The sequence below is a fragment of the Xanthomonas sp. AM6 genome (genome assembly GCF_025665335.1).
Taxonomy (GTDB): Bacteria; Pseudomonadota; Gammaproteobacteria; order Xanthomonadales; family Xanthomonadaceae; genus Xanthomonas_A.
This window is the reverse complement of the sequence record NZ_CP106869.1, coordinates 1,875,732-1,892,769: the sequence shown is the minus strand read 5'-3', so window position 1 is coordinate 1,892,769 and position 17,038 is coordinate 1,875,732. Positions and strand designations below refer to the sequence as shown.

General features: G+C 70.7%; 13 protein-coding genes. 5 read left to right on the top strand and 8 right to left on the bottom strand.

What is annotated here, in order from left to right:
- Nucleotides 1–124: 124 nt before the first annotated feature.
- Nucleotides 125–1,507 carry a glutamine synthetase family protein gene (locus tag OCJ37_RS07835; protein ID WP_263113103.1) on the bottom strand — a complete coding sequence of 461 codons (1,383 nt, stop codon included), beginning with the start codon at nucleotides 1,505–1,507 and terminating at the stop codon, nucleotides 125–127.
- Nucleotides 1,508–1,521: 14 nt separating this feature from the next.
- Complete coding sequence (locus OCJ37_RS07830) at nucleotides 1,522–2,277, bottom strand: gamma-glutamyl-gamma-aminobutyrate hydrolase family protein (RefSeq protein WP_263113102.1); 756 nt, start codon at nucleotides 2,275–2,277, stop codon at nucleotides 1,522–1,524.
- Nucleotides 2,278–2,532: 255 nt separating this feature from the next.
- On the opposite strand from OCJ37_RS07830, the gene OCJ37_RS07825 reads away from it, so the two are divergent.
- Together OCJ37_RS07825 and OCJ37_RS07820 are read left to right on the top strand one after the other, a co-directional pair.
- Complete coding sequence (locus OCJ37_RS07825) at nucleotides 2,533–3,912, top strand: glutamine synthetase family protein (protein ID WP_263113101.1); 1,380 nt, start codon at nucleotides 2,533–2,535, stop codon at nucleotides 3,910–3,912.
- A gap of 98 nt (nucleotides 3,913–4,010) precedes the next feature.
- Complete coding sequence (locus OCJ37_RS07820) at nucleotides 4,011–5,318, top strand: NAD(P)/FAD-dependent oxidoreductase (protein WP_263113100.1); 1,308 nt, start codon at nucleotides 4,011–4,013, stop codon at nucleotides 5,316–5,318.
- An 18-nt stretch (nucleotides 5,319–5,336) separates the two neighbouring features.
- Here the strand turns inward: OCJ37_RS07820 and OCJ37_RS07815 are convergent, their stop codons facing one another.
- The 5 genes from OCJ37_RS07815 to OCJ37_RS07795 all read right to left on the bottom strand — a co-directional run bounded on the left by OCJ37_RS07815 (nucleotide 5,337) and on the right by OCJ37_RS07795 (nucleotide 12,125).
- Nucleotides 5,337–6,617, bottom strand: coding sequence for an MFS transporter (locus OCJ37_RS07815; RefSeq protein ID WP_263113099.1), 1,281 nt, complete (start codon nucleotides 6,615–6,617; stop codon nucleotides 5,337–5,339).
- Nucleotides 6,618–6,994: 377 nt separating this feature from the next.
- Nucleotides 6,995–7,243 carry a hypothetical protein gene (locus OCJ37_RS07810; protein WP_263113098.1) on the bottom strand — a complete coding sequence of 83 codons (249 nt, stop codon included), beginning with the start codon at nucleotides 7,241–7,243 and terminating at the stop codon, nucleotides 6,995–6,997.
- Nucleotides 7,233–9,581: an FdhF/YdeP family oxidoreductase gene (locus OCJ37_RS07805; RefSeq protein ID WP_263113097.1), complete on the bottom strand. Its 2,349-nt coding sequence runs from the start codon at nucleotides 9,579–9,581 to the stop codon at nucleotides 7,233–7,235. The genes OCJ37_RS07810 and OCJ37_RS07805 overlap by 11 nt, the downstream gene beginning before the upstream one ends.
- Complete coding sequence (fdhD, locus tag OCJ37_RS07800; RefSeq protein ID WP_263113096.1) at nucleotides 9,578–10,417, bottom strand: formate dehydrogenase accessory sulfurtransferase FdhD; 840 nt, start codon at nucleotides 10,415–10,417, stop codon at nucleotides 9,578–9,580. The genes OCJ37_RS07805 and fdhD overlap by 4 nt, the downstream gene beginning before the upstream one ends.
- A gap of 25 nt (nucleotides 10,418–10,442) precedes the next feature.
- Nucleotides 10,443–12,125: an OFA family MFS transporter gene (locus tag OCJ37_RS07795; RefSeq protein ID WP_263113095.1), complete on the bottom strand. Its 1,683-nt coding sequence runs from the start codon at nucleotides 12,123–12,125 to the stop codon at nucleotides 10,443–10,445.
- Nucleotides 12,126–12,282: 157 nt separating this feature from the next.
- Here OCJ37_RS07795 and OCJ37_RS07790 point away from each other — a divergent pair, with 157 nt between their 5' ends.
- From OCJ37_RS07790 to OCJ37_RS07780, 3 genes are all read left to right on the top strand, one after another.
- Complete coding sequence (locus OCJ37_RS07790; RefSeq protein WP_263113094.1) at nucleotides 12,283–13,350, top strand: substrate-binding domain-containing protein; 1,068 nt, start codon at nucleotides 12,283–12,285, stop codon at nucleotides 13,348–13,350.
- A gap of 349 nt (nucleotides 13,351–13,699) precedes the next feature.
- Nucleotides 13,700–14,293, top strand: a complete 594-nt coding sequence (locus OCJ37_RS07785) for a hypothetical protein (protein ID WP_263113093.1) — start codon at nucleotides 13,700–13,702, stop codon at nucleotides 14,291–14,293.
- A gap of 444 nt (nucleotides 14,294–14,737) precedes the next feature.
- Nucleotides 14,738–15,208, top strand: a complete 471-nt coding sequence (locus OCJ37_RS07780) for a DUF1203 domain-containing protein (protein WP_263113092.1) — start codon at nucleotides 14,738–14,740, stop codon at nucleotides 15,206–15,208.
- A 258-nt stretch (nucleotides 15,209–15,466) separates the two neighbouring features.
- On the opposite strand, the gene OCJ37_RS07775 is transcribed toward OCJ37_RS07780, so the two are convergent.
- Nucleotides 15,467–16,969 (bottom strand): aldehyde dehydrogenase, encoded by a 1,503-nt coding sequence (locus OCJ37_RS07775; protein ID WP_263113091.1) that lies wholly within the window; start codon nucleotides 16,967–16,969, stop codon nucleotides 15,467–15,469.
- Nucleotides 16,970–17,038: the final 69 nt, after the last annotated feature.

The following is a 17,038-nucleotide window of genomic DNA, read 5'->3' as shown; positions in this document are numbered from 1 at the left end:
GCAAATCACAAGCAACAGCCAAGGCAACAGCAACAGCCAAGGCAACAGCAACAGCACGGCAGCGGCAACCGCAAAAGCTAGCGACTGCGGCTCGTCCGATCCGCCATCGGATGCGATGCCGAACTCACACGTTCAACAACAGGAACTCGCGCTCCCACGAACTGATCACCCGGAAGAACGTCTCGTATTCCTTGCGCTTGACCGAGATGTAGGCGCGCACGAAGCGCGGCCCCAGCAGCTCCTGCAGCGGCACGCAGCGCTCCAGCTCGTCCAGCGCCTCGCCCAGCGAGCGCGGCAGCTGATAGCCCATCTCCTTGCCGTTGCCGCTGATCGGCTCGGTCGGCTCCAGCTTCTCGCGGATGCCCAGCAGGCCGCAGGCCAGCGTCGCCGCCATCGCCAGGTACGGATTGGCGTCGGAGCCGGCGAAACGGCTCTCCACCCGCATGTTCTCGATCGTGTCGATCGGCACCCGCAGCCCGCAGGTGCGGTTGTCGAAGCCCCACAGCACGTTGCTCGGCGACACCTCGCCGAACATCAGCCGGCGGTAGGAATTGACGTTCGGCGCCAGCAGCGCCATCGCCATCGGCACGTACTTCTGCAGCCCGGCCAGGTAGTGCGCGAAGGTGCGGCTGTACTCGCCGGCGCGACGGCCGCTGAACACGTTCTTGCCGTTCTTGTCGACCAGGCTCTGGTGGATGTGCATCGCGCTGCCCGGTTCGTTCTCCATCGGCTTGGCCAGGAACGTGGCGTAGACGCCGTGGCGCATCGCCGCCTCGCGCATCGTGCGCTTGAACAGGAACACCTGGTCCGCGCGCGACAGCGCGTCGGAATGGGTGAAGTTGACCTCCAGCTGCGCCGCGCCGGATTCGTGGATCAAGGTGTCCACGTCCAGTTCCATCGCGTCGCAGTAGTCGTACATCAGGTCCAGGATCGGGTCGAACTCGTTGACCGCGTCGATCGAGTACGACTGCCGCGCCGTCTCCGGGCGGCCGGAGCGGCCGGCCGGCGGCAGCAGCGGGAAATCCGGGTCGGTGTTCTTCTGCACCAGGAAGAACTCCAGTTCCGGCGCCACCACCGGTTTGAAGCCGAGCGCCGCGTAGGCCTGCAGCACGCCGCGCAGCACGTTGCGCGGCGCCAGGTCGTGCGGCTGGCCGTCCTTGGTGTAGCAGTCGTGGATCACCTGCGCGGTGGGATCGGTGGCCCACGGCACCATCCGCACCGTGTCCGGATCCGGGCGCAGCTGCATGTCCGAGTCCGACGGCGAGGTCAGTTCGTAGTAGTCGTCCGGATACTCGCCGGTGACGGTGGTGGCGAAGATGCCTTCGGGCAGGCGCGTGCCGTAATCGTGGGAGAACTTGGCGGCGGGAATGATCTTGCCGCGCGCGTTGCCGGTGATGTCCGGCACCAGGCACTCGACCTCGGTGATGTGGCGCTCCTTGAGCCAGCGCCGCAGCGAGCTTTCCTGCTGTTCGGGGGTGTTCTTGCGGGAGCGCGGTCGGCTGGCCATGGGGAGGGATCGATTCAGTGCGTGCGGCGAGCCGCGTAGTGGCGACAGGCATCGCCGAAGGATTGGAAGATGCCCAGATAGAACGGGTCGTCGAGCACGCGCCATTCCGGGTGCCACTGTACGCCCAGCAGGAAGCCGGGGCCGATGCCGCGGAACGCTTCGATCAATCCATCCGGCGCCAGCGCCTCCACGATCAGGTCGCCGCCGAGCCGGGCCACGCCCTGCCCGTGCAGCGAATTGACCCGTGCGCGCGTGCTGCCGGCGATCTCCGCCAGCCAGCCGCCCTCGCTCAACACCACCTCGTGCGCCGGCGCGTACTGCAGTTCCAGCGCCGCCTGGGTGTCCTCGCGATGATCGGACAGCCCCGGCACCGCGTGCACCTTCTGGTGCAGGGTGCCGCCCAGGGCGACGTTGACTTCCTGGAAGCCGCGGCAGATCGCCAGGATCGGCAGGCCGAGCGAGATCGCCTGCGGGATCAGGTCCAGCGTGTTGGCGTCGCGCGCCGGATCGTGCGGATTGCCGAGCCAGCTCGGTTCGTCGCTGTAATGGTGCGGTTCGATGTTGCTGATCGCGCCGGTCAGCAGCAGGCCGTCCAGCCGCGCCAGCCAGTCGCGCGGCGCGACCGGCGGCTGCAGCGACGGCAGCAGCACCGGGGTCACCCCGGCGCCGTCGACGGCCGCGCGCAGGTACTTTTCCCCAGCGGCCAGGAACGGATGCTGGCCGATGAGCTTGCGATCGGTCGGCAGGCCGACCAGGGGCGATACGGCCATGCGAAGAGCTCGTGTGGCGTCGCCGCAACTTACCCCGGGCGTTTTATTTTTACAACACGCAGCAGCGCCGCGTGGCTGGCACCGAGGGCGCGTCGCCATTGCCCGCACGCGGCATAGCGCTGTTATTACAGCGCGGATAGGGATCGTGCGGCGGCGGTGCCCGGCGTGCCGCTACCACCGATGCGCCGGCCTGTTGAGTATTCTTGACGCGCGCACGGCTCTGCTAAGCTCGCCCCACTCCCGCAGGCCGCCGCCATGACCCGCACGCACGACGCTCCGCCCCTGCCCCCGGATGCCGCCGACGCCTTGCAGCGCATCCCCGGCTGCGAACAGATCGACCTGCTGCTGCCGGACAGCAACGGCCTGCTGCGCGGCAAGCGCATCACCCGCGACGCGCTGGACAAGGTCTACCGCGACGGGGTGTGCCTGCCGATGTCGCTGATCGCCACCGACATCACCGGCAACACGGTCGAGGAGACCGGGCTGGGCTACGCCATCGGCGACGAGGACCGGCTGTGCTTCCCGGTGCCCGGCACGCTGCGGCCGGTGCCGTGGGCGCCGGTGCCGTCGGCGCAGTTGCTGCTGGCGATGCGCGACGAAGACGGCCAGCCGCTGGAGTTCGCCCCGCGCGAAGTGCTGGCGCGGGTGCTGGCGCGGCTGCGCGCGCGCGGCCTGACCGCGGTGATCGCGGTGGAACTGGAGTTCTACCTGTTCGACCCGCGCGCCGACGCGCACGGCCGGCCGCAGCCGCCGCTGCAGGCGCAGACCGGGCTGCGCAACGACAGCACCCAGGTCTACTACATGCAGGAACTGGACGACCAGCGCGGCTTCACCGACGCGGTCGCGCAGGCCTGCCGTGCGCAGGGCATCCCCGCCGACACCGCGGTCGCCGAATACGCGCCCGGCCAGTTCGAGATCAACCTCAAGCACCGCGGCGACGCGCTGGCCGCCTGCGACGATGCGGTGCTGCTCAAGCGCGCGATCAAGGCGGTCGCGCAGCAGCAGGGCCTGCTCGCCAGCTTCATGGCCAAGCCGTTCGCGGCGCAGTCCGGCAGCGGCCTGCACCTGCACGTGAGCCTGCTCGACGATGCCGGCGCCAACGTCTTCGCCGGCACCCCGCAGGCGCCGGCCGACGCCTTGCGCCACGCCATCGGCGGCCTGCAGCGCAGCGCCGACGATTGCCTGCTGCTGTTCGCCCCGCACGCCAACAGCTATCGCCGCTTCGTACCCAACGCGTTCGTGCCGCTCAACGACAGCTGGGGCTTCAACAACCGCACCGTGGCGATGCGGGTGCCGCACAGCGACCCGGCCAACACCCGCATCGAGCACCGCATCGCCGGCGCCGACGCCAACCCGTACCTGGTCGCCGCGGCGGTGCTGGCCGGCATCGAGCACGGCCTGCAGCACCGGTTCGACCCCGGTCCGCCGGTGCAGGGCAACGCCTACGAGCAGACCGAGATCCGCCATCCGGACTGGCGCGGCGCGATCGCCGACTTCCTCGCCAGCGACTTCGCCGCCACGCAGTTCGGCACCCGCTTCCGCCACGTCTACGGCCAGCAGAAACGGCGCGAGATGCTGGATTTCCATGCGCAGGTGAGCGACCTGGATTATCGGTGGTACTTGCGTACGGTGTGAAAGGCCGGGAATGGGGAATCGGGAATGGGGAATCGAAGAGCAAACGCCACGCATCCGGACGCTGACTCCATGTTTCCCCATTCCAGCAACCTGCTGCCATGACCCGCTCTTCCCCGATTCCCGATTCCCGAATCCCGGATCCCGGCTCTTCCTGGTACACCGACAGCGCCACCCCGCTGCCGCCGCAGCCGCCGTTGCGCGGGCAGGTGCGGGCCGACGTGTGCATCCTCGGCGCCGGCTATACCGGGCTGAGCGCGGCGCTGGCGCTGGCCGAGGCCGGCTATCAGGTCGCGGTCGTGGAAGCGCAGCGGGTCGGCTGGGGTGCGTCCGGGCGCAACGGCGGCCAGGCCATCGTCGGCTACGGCTGCGAGCAGCACACGCTGGAAGCGCTGCTCGGCCACGCCGAGGCGCGGCTGCTGTTCGACTTCTCGCGCGACGGCATGCGATTGCTGCGCGAGCGCATCCAGCGCCACGCCATCGCCTGCGACTGGCGCGACGGCCATGCGCACGTGGCGATCAAGCCGCGCCAGGCGCGCGCGCTGCAGGCCGGCATCGTCGAGATGGCGCAGCGCTACGACTATCCGCTGCAGTGGTGGGACCGCGCGCAGCTGCGCGAACAGCTGCGCAGCGAGCGCTACCTGGGCGCGATGTACGATCCGGCCAGCGGCCACCTGCACCCGCTGGAATACGCGCGCGGGCTGGCGCGCGCGGCGCTGGCCGCCGGCGTGCGCATCTACGAGCAGTCGCCGGTGACCGCGCTGGTGCGCGGCGCGCGGCCGGTCCTGCGCGGCGCCCACGGCGAGGTCCAGGCCGATTTCGCGGTCCTCGCCGGCAACGCCTGGCTGCGCGGCATCGCGCCGGAGCTGGAGTCGCGGATCATGCCGGTCGGCACCTACATCGGCGCCAGCGCGCCGCTGGGCGCGGCGCTGGCGCGCGAGCTGATCGGCAACGACATGGCGGTGGCCGACGTGAACTGGGCGCTGGACTACTTCCGCCTCAGCCGCGACCACCGCCTGCTGTTCGGCGGCCGCGCCAGCTATTCGTCGCTGCCGCCGCCGGGCCTGCGCGGAGTCATGACCCGGCGCATGCGCCGGGTGTTCCCGCAGCTGCGCGCGGTCGAGCTGGACTACGTATGGGGCGGCTACGTCGACATCACCCGCAACCGCGCCCCGCACTGGGGCCGGCTGACCCCGAACGTGTATTTCGCGCAGGGCTTCTCCGGCCACGGCGTGGCCGCCACCGGCCTGGCCGGCCAGGTCATCGCGTCCGCCATCGCCGGGCAGGCGCAGCGCCTGGACCTGTTCGCCAGGATCCCGCACGCGCCGTTTCCCGGCGGGCGCCTGCTGCGCACGCCGCTGCTGGTGGCGGCGATGTCTTGGTACAAGCTGCGCGACGCGCTGTGGTGAGCACGCCGCGCTGGCGCCTCAGCGGCGCGCGGCGCGGATCGCCAACAGCGCCAGCAGGGTCAGCAGCGCCGCGGCGCTGAGGTAGTAGCCCACCCACTGCAGGCCGTAGTGCTGGGCCAGCCAGCTGGCCACGTACGGCGCCGGCGCCGCGCCGACGATGCCGGCCAGGTTGAACGACAGCGAGGCGCCGGTGTAGCGCACCGGCACCGGGTACAGCTCGGCCAGCAAGGTGCCGCACGGGCCGTAGGTCAGGCCCATGAAGAAGAACCCCAGCGACAGGAACGCCAGCACCTGCCAGGGCTGCCCGGCCTGGAACAGCGGCGCGAAGCCCAGCCCGAACAGCACGATGGCGACGCTGGCCACGATCATCGCCAGGCGCGTGCCGCGGCGATCGCCGAAATGCGCCGACAGCGGGATGCCGGCGGCGAAGAACAGGATCCCGACCATCTGCAGCAGCAGGAACTGCTCGCGGCTATAGCCCAGCGCCGCGGTGCCGTAGCCCAGCGCGAACACGGTCATCAGGTAGAACAGCACGAAGGTGGCGAACACCCCCAGCGTGCCCAGCAGCATCGCCCCGGTATGCCGCGACAGCACCGTCCACATCGGCAGGCGCACGCGCTCGTTGCGGTCCAGCGCGCGCTGGAAGTCGGGGGTTTCGTGGATGCGCAGGCGCACCCACAGCCCGGTGACCACCAGCAGCGAACTGGCCACGAACGGGACGCGCCAGCCCCACTGCATGAATTGCGCATCGTCCAGCAGCGCGCCGAGCAACAGGAAGATGCCCGAGCACAGCAGGAAGCCCAGCGGCGCGCCCAGCTGCGGGAACATGCCGTACCAGGCGCGCTTGCCCGGCGGCGCGTTCTCGGTCGCCAGCAGCACCGCCCCGCCCCATTCCCCGCCCAGCCCCAGGCCCTGGCCGAAGCGGCACAGCACCAGCAGCGCCGGCGCCCACATGCCGATGCTGGCGTAGCTGGGCAGCAAGCCGATCAGCACCGTGGACAGGCCCATGGTCAGCAGCGCCGCCACCAGCGTGGCCTTGCGCCCGACGCGGTCGCCGAAATGGCCGAACAGCGCCGAGCCCAGCGGCCGCGCGACGAAGGCCACGGCGAAGGTCGCCAGCGACTGCAGCCTGGCCGCGTCGGCATCGCCGGCGGGAAAGAACAGGGTCGGGAACACCAGCACCGCGGCGGTGGCGTAGATGTAGAAGTCGAAGAATTCGATGGTGGTGCCGACCAGGCTGGCCAGCAGCACGCGACGCGGCGAATTGAGGGGCGAAGCGGGAAGCGCGGCAGCGGTCATGGATCGGCATCGACGGGACACCGCCCGATTCTGGCAGATCGATCGCGGGCGTGGCGCCCGGCCCCGCGATGGCGGTCGGCCGCAGCCGGCGATGCCTGCATGCGACAGTGCGCATACGACGGGCAGGCGGGTGATCCCGCCATGCCTGACGCATGCCCCGATCGCCGCGCACCTCGCCCGCTCTTGCGCGCGGAGCGGCAAGGAGCGGCGCCTGAGCGATCACCCCGCCCGCCGCACCCCGCGCTGCGCTCGGCGCGACCGTGGCCGATGCGGTGCCGGTGCCGGGCATGGATCGCGCACGCGCAGGAGCGTCCCTGCCGGTTGGGCCTGACGGGCCCGGCCGCGCCGGTCGGAAGAGGCCCCACGCAGCGCCGGGCTCAGCGCGGCAATTGCGCGCGGCCGGCCGCGGTCAGCACCGCGACCTCGCGCTCGCCGCGGCTCTCCACGCGGATCCAGCCCGGCCCGGGGCGCCCGTCCAGGGTGGCCTCGCCCAGCCAGGCCAGGGTGCGCAGCAGCACGCTCATGCGCACGCCCAGGCGCTTGCACAGCCGCGCCAGGGCGATGCCTTCCGGTTCCGGCGCCAGCGCCTCGAACAGCGCCCGGGTCAGCGCCGGATCAGCGGACAAGCGCCACGCCGATGTCGCGCGGCGCCGCGTCGGCGGCCTCGGCCAGATGCGGGGTCACCACCACCGGGATCGACTTGGAAGTCGGCGTGCGCGCCTCGTCGGCGAAGCTGGACAGCGGCACCAGGCCGTTGGTCTCCGGGTAGTAGGCGGCCAGGCAGCCGCGCGGGATGTTGTACTCCACCAGCAGGAAGCGCTTGGCCTGGCGCTGCACGCCGTCCTCGCCGAGGCTTTCCAGGTCCACCCAGGCGCCGGCCTGCAGGCCCAGGTCGGCGATGTCGGCGGCGTTGATGAACAGCACCCGGCGCTCGCCGAACACGCCGCGGTAGCGGTCGTCCAGGCCGTAGATGGTGGTGTTGTACTGGTCGTGCGAGCGCGTGGTGGCCAGGGTGAACACCAGTTGCTCGGGACGCTGGAGGCGTGCGCGATGGATCGGGTTGTCGGTCGGCACCGGGTGCGCCTTGAACACCGCGCGGCCTTCCGGCGTCTCCCACACGCGGTCGCGCGCGGTGTTGGACAGGCGGAAGCCGCCGGGCACGCGCACCCGCGCGTTGAAATCGGCGAAGTCCACGAACACCTGCGCGATCAGGTCGCGGATGCGGTCGTAGTCGGCGACCAGCCAGCGCCAGCGGATCGCGCTGCGCGTGCCGAGGGTGGCCTCGGCCAGGCGCGCGACGATCGCCGGCTCCGACAGCAGTTCCGGCGAGGCCGGCGGATTGATGCCGGCCGACAGGTGCACCATGCTCATCGAATCCTCGACGGTAACGCCCTGCGGCCCGGCCTCCTGGATGTCGATCTCGGTGCGGCCCAGGCACGGCAGGATCAGCGCGTCGCGGCCGTGCACCAGATGGCTGCGGTTGAGCTTGGTGGTCACGTGCACGGTGAGGTCGCAGCGGCGCAGCGCGCGGTGCGTGGCCTCGGTGTCGGGGGTGGCGGTGGCGAAGTTGCCGCCCATGCCGAAGAAGGTCCTGGCGCGCCCGTCGAGCATCGCCTCGATCGCGCCGACCGTGTCGTAGCCGGGCGCGCGCGGCGGATCGAAACCGAACACCGCCTGCAGCCGGTCCAGGAACGCCACCGGCGGTTTTTCGTAGATCATCATCGTGCGGTCGCCCTGCACGTTGCTGTGGCCGCGCACCGGGCAGGCGCCGGCGCCGGGGCGGCCGAGGTGGCCGCGCAGCAGCAGCAGGTTGGCGATCATGTGGATCGTCGCCACCGAGTGCTTGTGCTGGGTGATACCCATGCCCCAGCAGGCGATCAGCCGCTCCGATTTCAGGTAGATCTCGCCGGCGTGGCGCAGCTCGGCCTCGCTCAGTCCGGATTCCTCGACGATGACCGCCCACGGCTCGGCGATCACGTCGGCGGCGAAGGCGTCGAAGTTGGCGGTGTGCTGGGTGATGAAGTCCAGGTCCAGCAGCCTCGGCCGCGCCTCGCGCGCGGCTTCGGCGTCGCGCTCCAGCACGTGCTTGATGATGCCCTTGACCGCGGCCAGGTCGCCGCCGATCTTCAGCTGGAAATAGTCCGAGGAGATCCGCGTGGAGCCGTTGTGCAGCATCTGCAGCTTGTCCTGCGGGTCGGCGAACTTCTCCAGGCCGCGCTCGCGCAGCGGATTGAACGAGACGATCGCCGCGCCGCGCTTGGCCGCCTGGCGCAGCTCGCCGAGCATGCGCGGATGGTTGGTGCCCGGGTTCTGGCCGAAGATGAAGATCGCATCGGCCAGCTCGAAGTCGTTCAGCGACACGGTGCCCTTGCCCACGCCGATCTGCGCCTTGAGCGCGGTGCCGGACGGCTCGTGGCACATGTTCGAACAGTCGGGGAAGTTGTTGGTGCCGAACTCGCGCACGAACAGCTGGTACAGGAACGCCGCTTCGTTGCTGGTGCGCCCGGAGGTGTAGAAGATCGCCTCGTCCGGCGAGGCCAGGCCGTTGAGATGGCCGGCGATCAGCGCGAACGCGTCGTCCCAGCTCACCGGCACGTAGTGGTCGCTGGCCGCGTCGTAGCGCAGCGGATGGGTCAGCCGGCCCTGCCCTTCCAGCCAGTAGTCGCTGTACTTGGCCAGCTGCGCGACGCTGTACTGCGCGAACAGCTCCGGCGTGGCGCGGCGCGCGGTGGATTCGGCGGCCACCGCCTTGGCCCCGTTCTCGCAGAACTCGAAGGTCGAGGTGTGGTCGCGGTCGGGCCAGGCGCAGCCGGGGCAGTCGAAGCCGTCGGGCTGGTTGACGTGCAGCAGGGTCTTGGACCCCTGCACCGCCACGTCCTGCTGCATCAGGTGCCTGGCGACGGCGCGCAGCGCGCCCCAGCCGCCGGCGGGCTGCGTGTAGGGCTGGATGGTTTTCTTGCTCATGCGGGCTCTCCGGCGTGCTCGGCCTGGGTCAGGCGCTGCGGATGGCTGTAGACGACGTAATCGTGGTCGCGGGCAAAACCGATCAGGGTCAGGCCGGCGCTGTCGGCCAGCGCGATCGCCAGCGCGGTGGGTGCGGAAATGGCCGCCAGCAGCGGGATGCCGGCCTGCGCGGCCTTCATCGCCATCTCGTAGCTGGCGCGGCTGGTGACCACGGCGAAACCGCTGGCCGGGTCCAGGCCGGCGCTGGCCAGCGCGCCGATCAGCTTGTCCAGCGCGTTGTGCCGGCCCACGTCCTCGCGCGCCAACTGCACGCGGCCGTCGGCAGCGGCCCAGGCGGCGGCGTGGGTGGCGCCGGTCAGCGCATTGAGCGTCTGCCGCTGGCGCAGCTCGCGCAGCGCACGCGCCAGCGCCGCCGGCGCGATCGCGGTGCCGGCCGGCAGCGGCCGCGGCGCGCGCAGCACCGCCTCGATCGATTCGCTGCCGCACACCCCGCAGCCGCTGCGGCCCTGCAGGTTGCGACGCCGCGCCTGCAAGGCCGCGGCGTGCGCGGACGGGATCTGCAATTGCAGCGAGACCCCTTCCAGGTAGGTGTCGACGCTGGCGATGCGCAGCTGCGCCGGGTCCTCGACGATGCCCTCGCTGAGCGAGAAGCCCAGCGCGAAGTCGTGCAGGTCTTCCGGGGTGGCCATCATCACCACGAACGGCTCGCCGTTGTAGGCGAACGCCACCGGCACCTCGGCCGCCACCAGGTCCTGCGTCGCGGCCGTGTGGCCGTCGCGATGGCGGCGCACGCCGCGCGCGACCGCGCCAGGCCTGGAAGACGCACGCGGGTCCATGGTGACGCCTCCTTCCGCAAACGGATCAGTGGAACAGCACGAAGGCCTTCTGCAGGGTGATCCAGATGCCCCACAGCATCGGCACCCCGACCGCCAGCCAGGCCAGCGCCACCAGCAGCGGGTTGCCGCCGTGGCCGACCTGCGCCAGCTGCGCCGCATCCAGCGCCGGCTGGCCGTTGCTGCCGACCTTCTCGTGCGCCAGCTGCTTCTCCGCGGCCAGTTCCTGCGCAGTCATGAAGTGCTTGGCCGCCACCGGCCGCACCAGCAGGTTGCAGACCAGGCCCAGCACCAGCATCCCGGCCAGGATGTACATGGTGGTGTTGTACACCTGTGACGGCGGCAGGCCCAGGCCCAGCTGGTACTCGCGCATGTAGCCCACCACCACCGGGCCGAGGATGCCGGCGGTGGCCCAGGCGGTGAGCAGGCGGCCGTGGATGGCGCCGACCATCTGCGTGCCGAACAGGTCGGCCAGGTAGGCCGGAATGGTGGCGAAGCCGCCGCCGTACATCGACAGGATCACGCAGAAGATGCCGACGAACAGCGCGGTGCCGCCGATCTTGCCGGCCCACGGCGCCGCCGCGTACAGGGCGATGCCGAGCACGAAGAACACGGTGTAGGTGTGCTTGCGGCCGAGCTTGTCGGACATGCTGGCCCAGAAGAAGCGCCCGCCGATGTTGAACAGGCTGAGCAGGCCGGTGAAGCCGGCGGCGATGGCGGCGATGGCCGCCAGCTGCGTGGTGTCCAGGCTGCCGAAGCCGGCGTCCACGCCGATCAGGCGCCCGCCGAACACTTCCTGCAGCATCGGCGAGGCCATGCCGATCACGCCGATGCCGGCCGACACGTTCAGGCACAGCACGCCCCACAGCAGCCAGAACTGCGGGATGCCCCAGACCTTCTTCACGTGCACGTGGTTGGCGGTGATCATCGCGTTGGCGCTGGCCGCCGGCGGCGTCCAGCCGGCCGGGGTCCAGCCGCTCGGCGGCACCCGGTAGCCGAACGCGCCGGCCATCATGAACACGAAATACAGCCCGGCCATGACCAGGAAGGTTTCCTTCACCCCCACCGACGTGGGGCTGGCGAAGTGGCGCATCAGCGCATCGGCCAGCGGGCTGCCGATCATCGCGCCGCCGCCGAAGCCCATGATCGCCATGCCGGTGGCCATGCCGCGGCGGTCCGGGAACCACTTGATCAGCGTGGACACCGGCGAGATGTAGCCCAACCCCAGGCCGATGCCGCCGATCACGCCCGAGCCCAGCCACAGCATCCAGATCTGGTGCAGGTGGATGCCCAGCGCCGAGATCACCAGCCCGCCGCACCAGCACAGCGCCGAGACCACGCCGGCCTTGCGCGGGCCGGCGCGTTCCAGCCAGCCGCCCCACAGCGCCGCCGAGCAGCCCAGCAGCACGAAGAACAGCGTGTACATCCACTGCAGCTCGCTGATCTTCCAGTCGCAGCTGGCCGATACGATGCGCGCGAAGAAGCCCATGTCCGCCGGGCACGCCACCGCCTCGGTGATGCCCAGCGCCTTGGACAGGGGCAGCCAGAACACGCTGAACCCGTAGGCCATGCCGATGCACAGATGGATCGCCAGCGCCGCCGGCGGCACCAGCCAGCGGTTGAACCCCGGCCCGGCGACGATGCGTTCCTTCGACAGCAGGCCGGTCTGGGCGGTGTGCGCGGACGTCGCCGCACTGCGTGAGTGGCTCATTCGTTTCCCCTTGATGCCCAGCGTTTTTATGTGATCGGGTGCATATTGCGATGCAGCGACGCGGGCCGAGGGTAGTACGAAAGCGCCATGGTGCCGAGCGCCGGATGGTCTAATAATCGGCTGTGAAAAGCCGATTGGGCCGCGCGCGGCAACTGCCATGTACAAAGTGACGATCCGACCGCAGTGGGAACTGCACACCGAGGACGGGCAGCGCCTGCCGCCGCGGCTGGTGGAACTGCTGCTGGCGATCCGCGCCACCGGCTCGCTGGCGGCGGCCTGCCGCCACACCGGGCTGTCCTATCGCTACGCCTGGGGCACGCTGCGCGAGGCGCGGCGCCTGTTCGGGCAACCGCTGCTGCGCGCCACCCGCGGCCGCGGCGCGCGCCTGGCGCCGATCGGCGAACGCCTGGTCTGGGCCGAACAGCGCATCGCCGCACGCCTGGCGCCGACCCTGGAAAGCCTGGCCAGCGAACTGGAGACCGAACTGGAGCGGGTGTTCCGGCAGGAAGCCACGCCGCTGCGCCTGCACGCCTCGCACGGCTTCGGGGTGGAGACGCTGCGCCGCTGCATGGTGCTGGCCGGCGCGCCGCTGGAACTGAAGTACCGCAGCCCGGACGATGCGCTGACCGCGCTGCGCAACGACGCCTGTGACCTGGCCAGCCTGCACCTGCCGATCGGCGAACTGGAGGCCGAGTTGCTCGGCCACTACCGCGACCGGCTCGACCCGCACGGCGACTGCGTGCTGCACCTGGCCACGCGCACCCAGGGCCTGGTGCTGGCGCCGGGCAATCCCAAGCGCATCCACGCCCTGCCCGACCTGCTGCGCGCCGACGTGCGCTTCATCCACCGCCAGCCCGGCTCGGGCACGCGCCTGCTGCTGGAATGCCTGCTGGCGCGCCAGGGCCTGCCGCTGGGCGGCCTGCACGGCGCCGGCATGGAAGAACTGACCCATGCCGCGGTCGCCGCCTATGTCGCCAGCGGCCTGGCCGACGCCGGACTGGGCCTGGAACCGCCGGCGCGGCGCTACGGCCTGGACTTCATCCCGATCGTCAGCGAGCGCTACTTCCTGCTGTGCCGCCGCGCGGCGCTGGACAGCGGCCGCCTGGCGCCGATCGTGGACCTGCTGCGCAGCGAGGCGTTCCAGCACGAACTCGGCCTGCTGCCCGGCTACGACGCGCATGACTGCGGGCGGGTGCAGGGGGTGGCGGAGGCGTTTGGGTTGTAGGGCTGGGATTGGGGATTGGGGATTGGGCTCGGGACTGGGACTGGGACTGGGACTGGGATTGGGACTGGGATTGGGACTGAGGATTCGGGATTCGGGATTCGGGATTCGGGGTTCGGATTCGGGACTGGGCTGGGCTGAAGGCCCCGGGGATCGGATCGACCTAGCGGCTTTTTTGTGGGAGGGACTTCAGTCCCGACGCTTTGTCGATCCACGCCTGCATGGCGCTGTTGCTCTGCGGACCAGCAAGAAAAGCGGTCGCACCACGTACATCGCATGCCGCGCCAGCGCGACAGCGCCGCTTGCGTGCCGGTCGGTTAGGCTTTGCGGCCCTCGTTTCGACGCGACCCCCATGCCCATCTCGTTCCGCTTCGGCCTCGCCGCCGGCCTCCTGCTGCTGGCCACACACGGCGCCCGCGCCGCCGATCTTCCCGCAGACGTGCTGCGCCAGCTGCCGGCAGGCTACCTGCCGCTGGCGCAGCAGCGCGCCGACCTGGACGCGGACGGCCGCGCCGACTACCTGGTGGCGCTGCAGCAACGCGGCGAAGCCGAGCGCGAGCCGGCGCCGGCGCGGCCGCTGCTGATCTTCGTGCAGCAGGCCGACGGCCACTACCGGCTGGCCGCGCGCAACGACCGCGTGGTGCTCAAGCGCGACGATGGCGGCCAGTGCGATCCGTTCACCGACAGCGACGAGCCGTTCGCGGTCAAGGGCAGGTTCTTCACCGTGCAGAACAGCGTCTCCTGCGGCCAGCACTGGAGCGACTACATCACTTTCCGCTACCTGCCCGAGCGCAAGACCTGGATGTTCCACAAGCGCATCCGGCAGCGCTGGGAACTGAATCCGGATCAGCGCCCGGATGCCGAAGCGCTGGTGAAGGACGCCGACCGGGTGGATGCCGCCGATCCCGGGCATCCGGTCGGCTTCGCCGACTACGTGCCGCGCTGACGCGATCCGGCCGCGCGATCGCCGCGCATCGGCACCGCGCGGCGGCGGCGTGGCCGACAACCGGTTGGAATCGCCAGCAACGCCGGGCGCCGCGCCAGCGGGTACCGGTGCCGTATCGGTTGGAGTGATGGACGATCTCCACGTGTCCGGCCTGCGCGCCTCGTGCAGCGCGCGGCGGCGCTGGCGGTCGCGCGCGTCGTGCCGATCCGAGGTTTGTGGCGGATACGTGGAAATCGATGGCGGGCTGCAGGCGGGGGACTGGGTCCGCACGCTCCACGGGATCGCGGCCTGGAACGCGCCAACGTTCCTTTGTCGACGAGGAAGTAGTCCTCGGCCAGCAGCACGTGATCGCATTGGCGACGCTCGCCGCTGCGGCGTCCGAATCCGGCCAGCCGGCCGCGCGGGCGGCAGGCATGCTTCGCGCTTTCCACCTGGAGCGCCTGCATGTCCGCTTTCCTCTGCGTCGGCCTGTCGCCGGCACCCTTCGCCCCGCTGTTCGCACTGTCCGATGCCGAGCTGCACGCGCTCGGCGCGCGCCGGGTGATCGCCGACCAGGCGCGGGGCTTCCCGTGCCGGGTCAGCCTTCAGGACGCTGCGATCGGCGAAGAACTGCTGTTGCTGCACTACCTGCACCAGCCGGCGGACACGCCCTATCGCGCCGCCGGGCCGATCTACGTGCGTCGCCATGCGCAGACCGCCGCCACGGTGCCGGGCCAGGTCCCCGATGCGATCCGCGCGCGGCTGATCTCGCTGCGCGGCTACGACGCCGCCGACATGATGGTCGCCGCCGACGTGCATCCCGGCGACGCGATCGCCGCCGCGATCGAGCGCGCGTTCGACGACCCGCAGGTGCGCTACCTGCACCTGCACAATGCGCGCCAGGGCTGCTTCGCGTGCCGGGTCGAGCGGGGCTGAGGGGCCGGGATTCGGGATTCGGGATTGCAGGATGCCGCGGCGGGGCGAATCGCCGTCAAGCGATTGAAGCGCGGTCTTTAGAAAGAGAGGAAAAAGCAGCTTCCTGTTCAACTCCAGCCCTGCCGCTTTTCTGTGGGAGGGGCTTCAGCCCCGACGCGTCACCGGTAAGGCACCGGGGCTGAAGCCCCTCCTACAAAAGCGAAAAAGCGCAGCCGCGGCGCCCTTGCGAATCCCCAATCCCCAATCCCCAATCCCGGCTCAAACCGCCAGATTGATCCAGGTCGCCTTCATCTCCGTGTACTTGTCGAACGCATGCAGCGACTTGTCGCGGCCGTTGCCCGATTGCTTGTAGCCGCCGAATGGGGCGGTCATGTCGCCGCCGTCCCAGTAGTTGACCCACACGCTGCCGGCACGCAGCTGGCGCGCCACGCGGTGCGCGCGGCCGATGTCGCGGGTCCATACGCCCGCGGCCAGGCCGTAGTCGCTGTCGTTGGCCATGCGCAGCGCGTGCGCTTCGTCGTCGAAGGCGATCACCGACAGCACCGGGCCGAAGATCTCCTCGCGGGCGATGGTGTGTTCGTGGCCGACCTCGTCGAAGATGGTCGGCTCCACGTAGCAGCCGCCGGCCACCACGTCCACGCGCTTGCCGCCGAGCAGCAGCCGCGCGCCTTCCTCGTTGCCGCGGGCGATGTAGTCGAGCACGCGGTGGGTCTGCGCCTCGTCCACCAGCGCGCCCATCGCCGCGTCGTCGTCGAACGGGTGCCGCGGCTGCAGCGCGCGCCCGGCGGCGACCACGCGGGCCACGAACTCGTCCTTGATCGGGCGCTCCACCAGCAGCCGCGAGGCCGCGGTGCAGACCTCGCCCTGGTTGTAGAAGATCGCCCCGGCCGCGGCCTGCGCCGCCTGCTCCAGGTCCGGCGCGTCGGCGAACACCAGGTTCGGGCTCTTGCCGCCGCATTCCATGTATGCGCGCTTCATGTTCGACAGCCCGGCGCATTGCAGCAGGCGCTTGCCGACCGCGGTGGAGCCGGTGAACACCAGCCCGTCCACGTCCATGTGCAGCGCCAGCGGTTCGCCGGCGCTCTTGCCGAACCCGGGCACCACGTTGAACACGCCGTCGGGAATGCCGGCCTCGGCCACCAGTTCGGCCAGGCGCAGCGCGCTCAGCGGCGACTTCTCCGAGGGCTTGAGCACCACCGAATTGCCCGCCGCCAGCGCCGGGGCGATCTTCCACGCCGCCATCAGCAGCGGGAAGTTCCACGGCACGATCGCGCCGACCACGCCCAGCGGCTCGCGGGTGATCAGGCCCAGTTCGTCGTGCCCGGTCGGCGCCACCTCGCCGTAGAGCTTGTCCAGCGCCTCGCCGGTCCAGGCCAGGCAGCGCACCGTGGCCGCCACGTCCACGCTGCGCGCGTCGCGCAGCGGCTTGCCCATGTCCAGCGATTCCAGCAGCGCCAGTTCGTCGGCATGCCGCTCGACCAGCTGCGCCAGCTTCAGCAGGACCTTCTTGCGCTGCGCCGGCCTGGCCTGCGACCAGTGCCCGGCGTCGAAGCTGCGCCGCGCCGCGGCGACCGCGCATTCGATGTCTTCGGCGCCGCCGTCGGCGACCTGGCCGAGCACGCGGCCGTCGATCGGGCTGACGCAATCGAAGGTCTTGCCGCTGGCCGCATCGACGTAGCGGCCGTCGATGAAGGCCTGGGTGCGCAGCTGCAGCGCATCGGCCATCGCCTGCCATGCAGCGCGGGTACGGGGTGCGTTCATCGGCAGGCTCCGGGTCGGCGGAAAGGAATGGAATTGCGGTCGTGCGATCGCGGCCAGGCGCGGCGCGCG

Excerpts from the sequence above, each read along its gene's own strand:
- OCJ37_RS07815 (WP_263113099.1), bottom strand. The coding sequence starts at position 6,617 with ATGACCGCTGCCGCGCTTCCCGCTTCGCCCCTCAATTCGCCGCGTCGC.
- OCJ37_RS07830 (WP_263113102.1), bottom strand. The coding sequence starts at position 2,277 with ATGGCCGTATCGCCCCTGGTCGGCCTGCCGACCGATCGCAAGCTCATC.
- OCJ37_RS07775 (WP_263113091.1), bottom strand. The coding sequence starts at position 16,969 with ATGAACGCACCCCGTACCCGCGCTGCATGGCAGGCGATGGCCGATGCG.
- OCJ37_RS07835 (WP_263113103.1), bottom strand. The coding sequence starts at position 1,507 with ATGGCCAGCCGACCGCGCTCCCGCAAGAACACCCCCGAACAGCAGGAA.
- OCJ37_RS07780 (WP_263113092.1), top strand. The coding sequence starts at position 14,738 with ATGTCCGCTTTCCTCTGCGTCGGCCTGTCGCCGGCACCCTTCGCCCCG.
- OCJ37_RS07790 (WP_263113094.1), top strand. The coding sequence starts at position 12,283 with ATGTACAAAGTGACGATCCGACCGCAGTGGGAACTGCACACCGAGGAC.
- OCJ37_RS07805 (WP_263113097.1), bottom strand. The coding sequence starts at position 9,581 with ATGAGCAAGAAAACCATCCAGCCCTACACGCAGCCCGCCGGCGGCTGG.
- OCJ37_RS07795 (WP_263113095.1), bottom strand. The coding sequence starts at position 12,125 with ATGAGCCACTCACGCAGTGCGGCGACGTCCGCGCACACCGCCCAGACC.
- OCJ37_RS07820 (WP_263113100.1), top strand. The coding sequence starts at position 4,011 with ATGACCCGCTCTTCCCCGATTCCCGATTCCCGAATCCCGGATCCCGGC.
- OCJ37_RS07785 (WP_263113093.1), top strand. The coding sequence starts at position 13,700 with ATGCCCATCTCGTTCCGCTTCGGCCTCGCCGCCGGCCTCCTGCTGCTG.
- OCJ37_RS07825 (WP_263113101.1), top strand. The coding sequence starts at position 2,533 with ATGACCCGCACGCACGACGCTCCGCCCCTGCCCCCGGATGCCGCCGAC.
- fdhD (WP_263113096.1), bottom strand. The coding sequence starts at position 10,417 with ATGGACCCGCGTGCGTCTTCCAGGCCTGGCGCGGTCGCGCGCGGCGTG.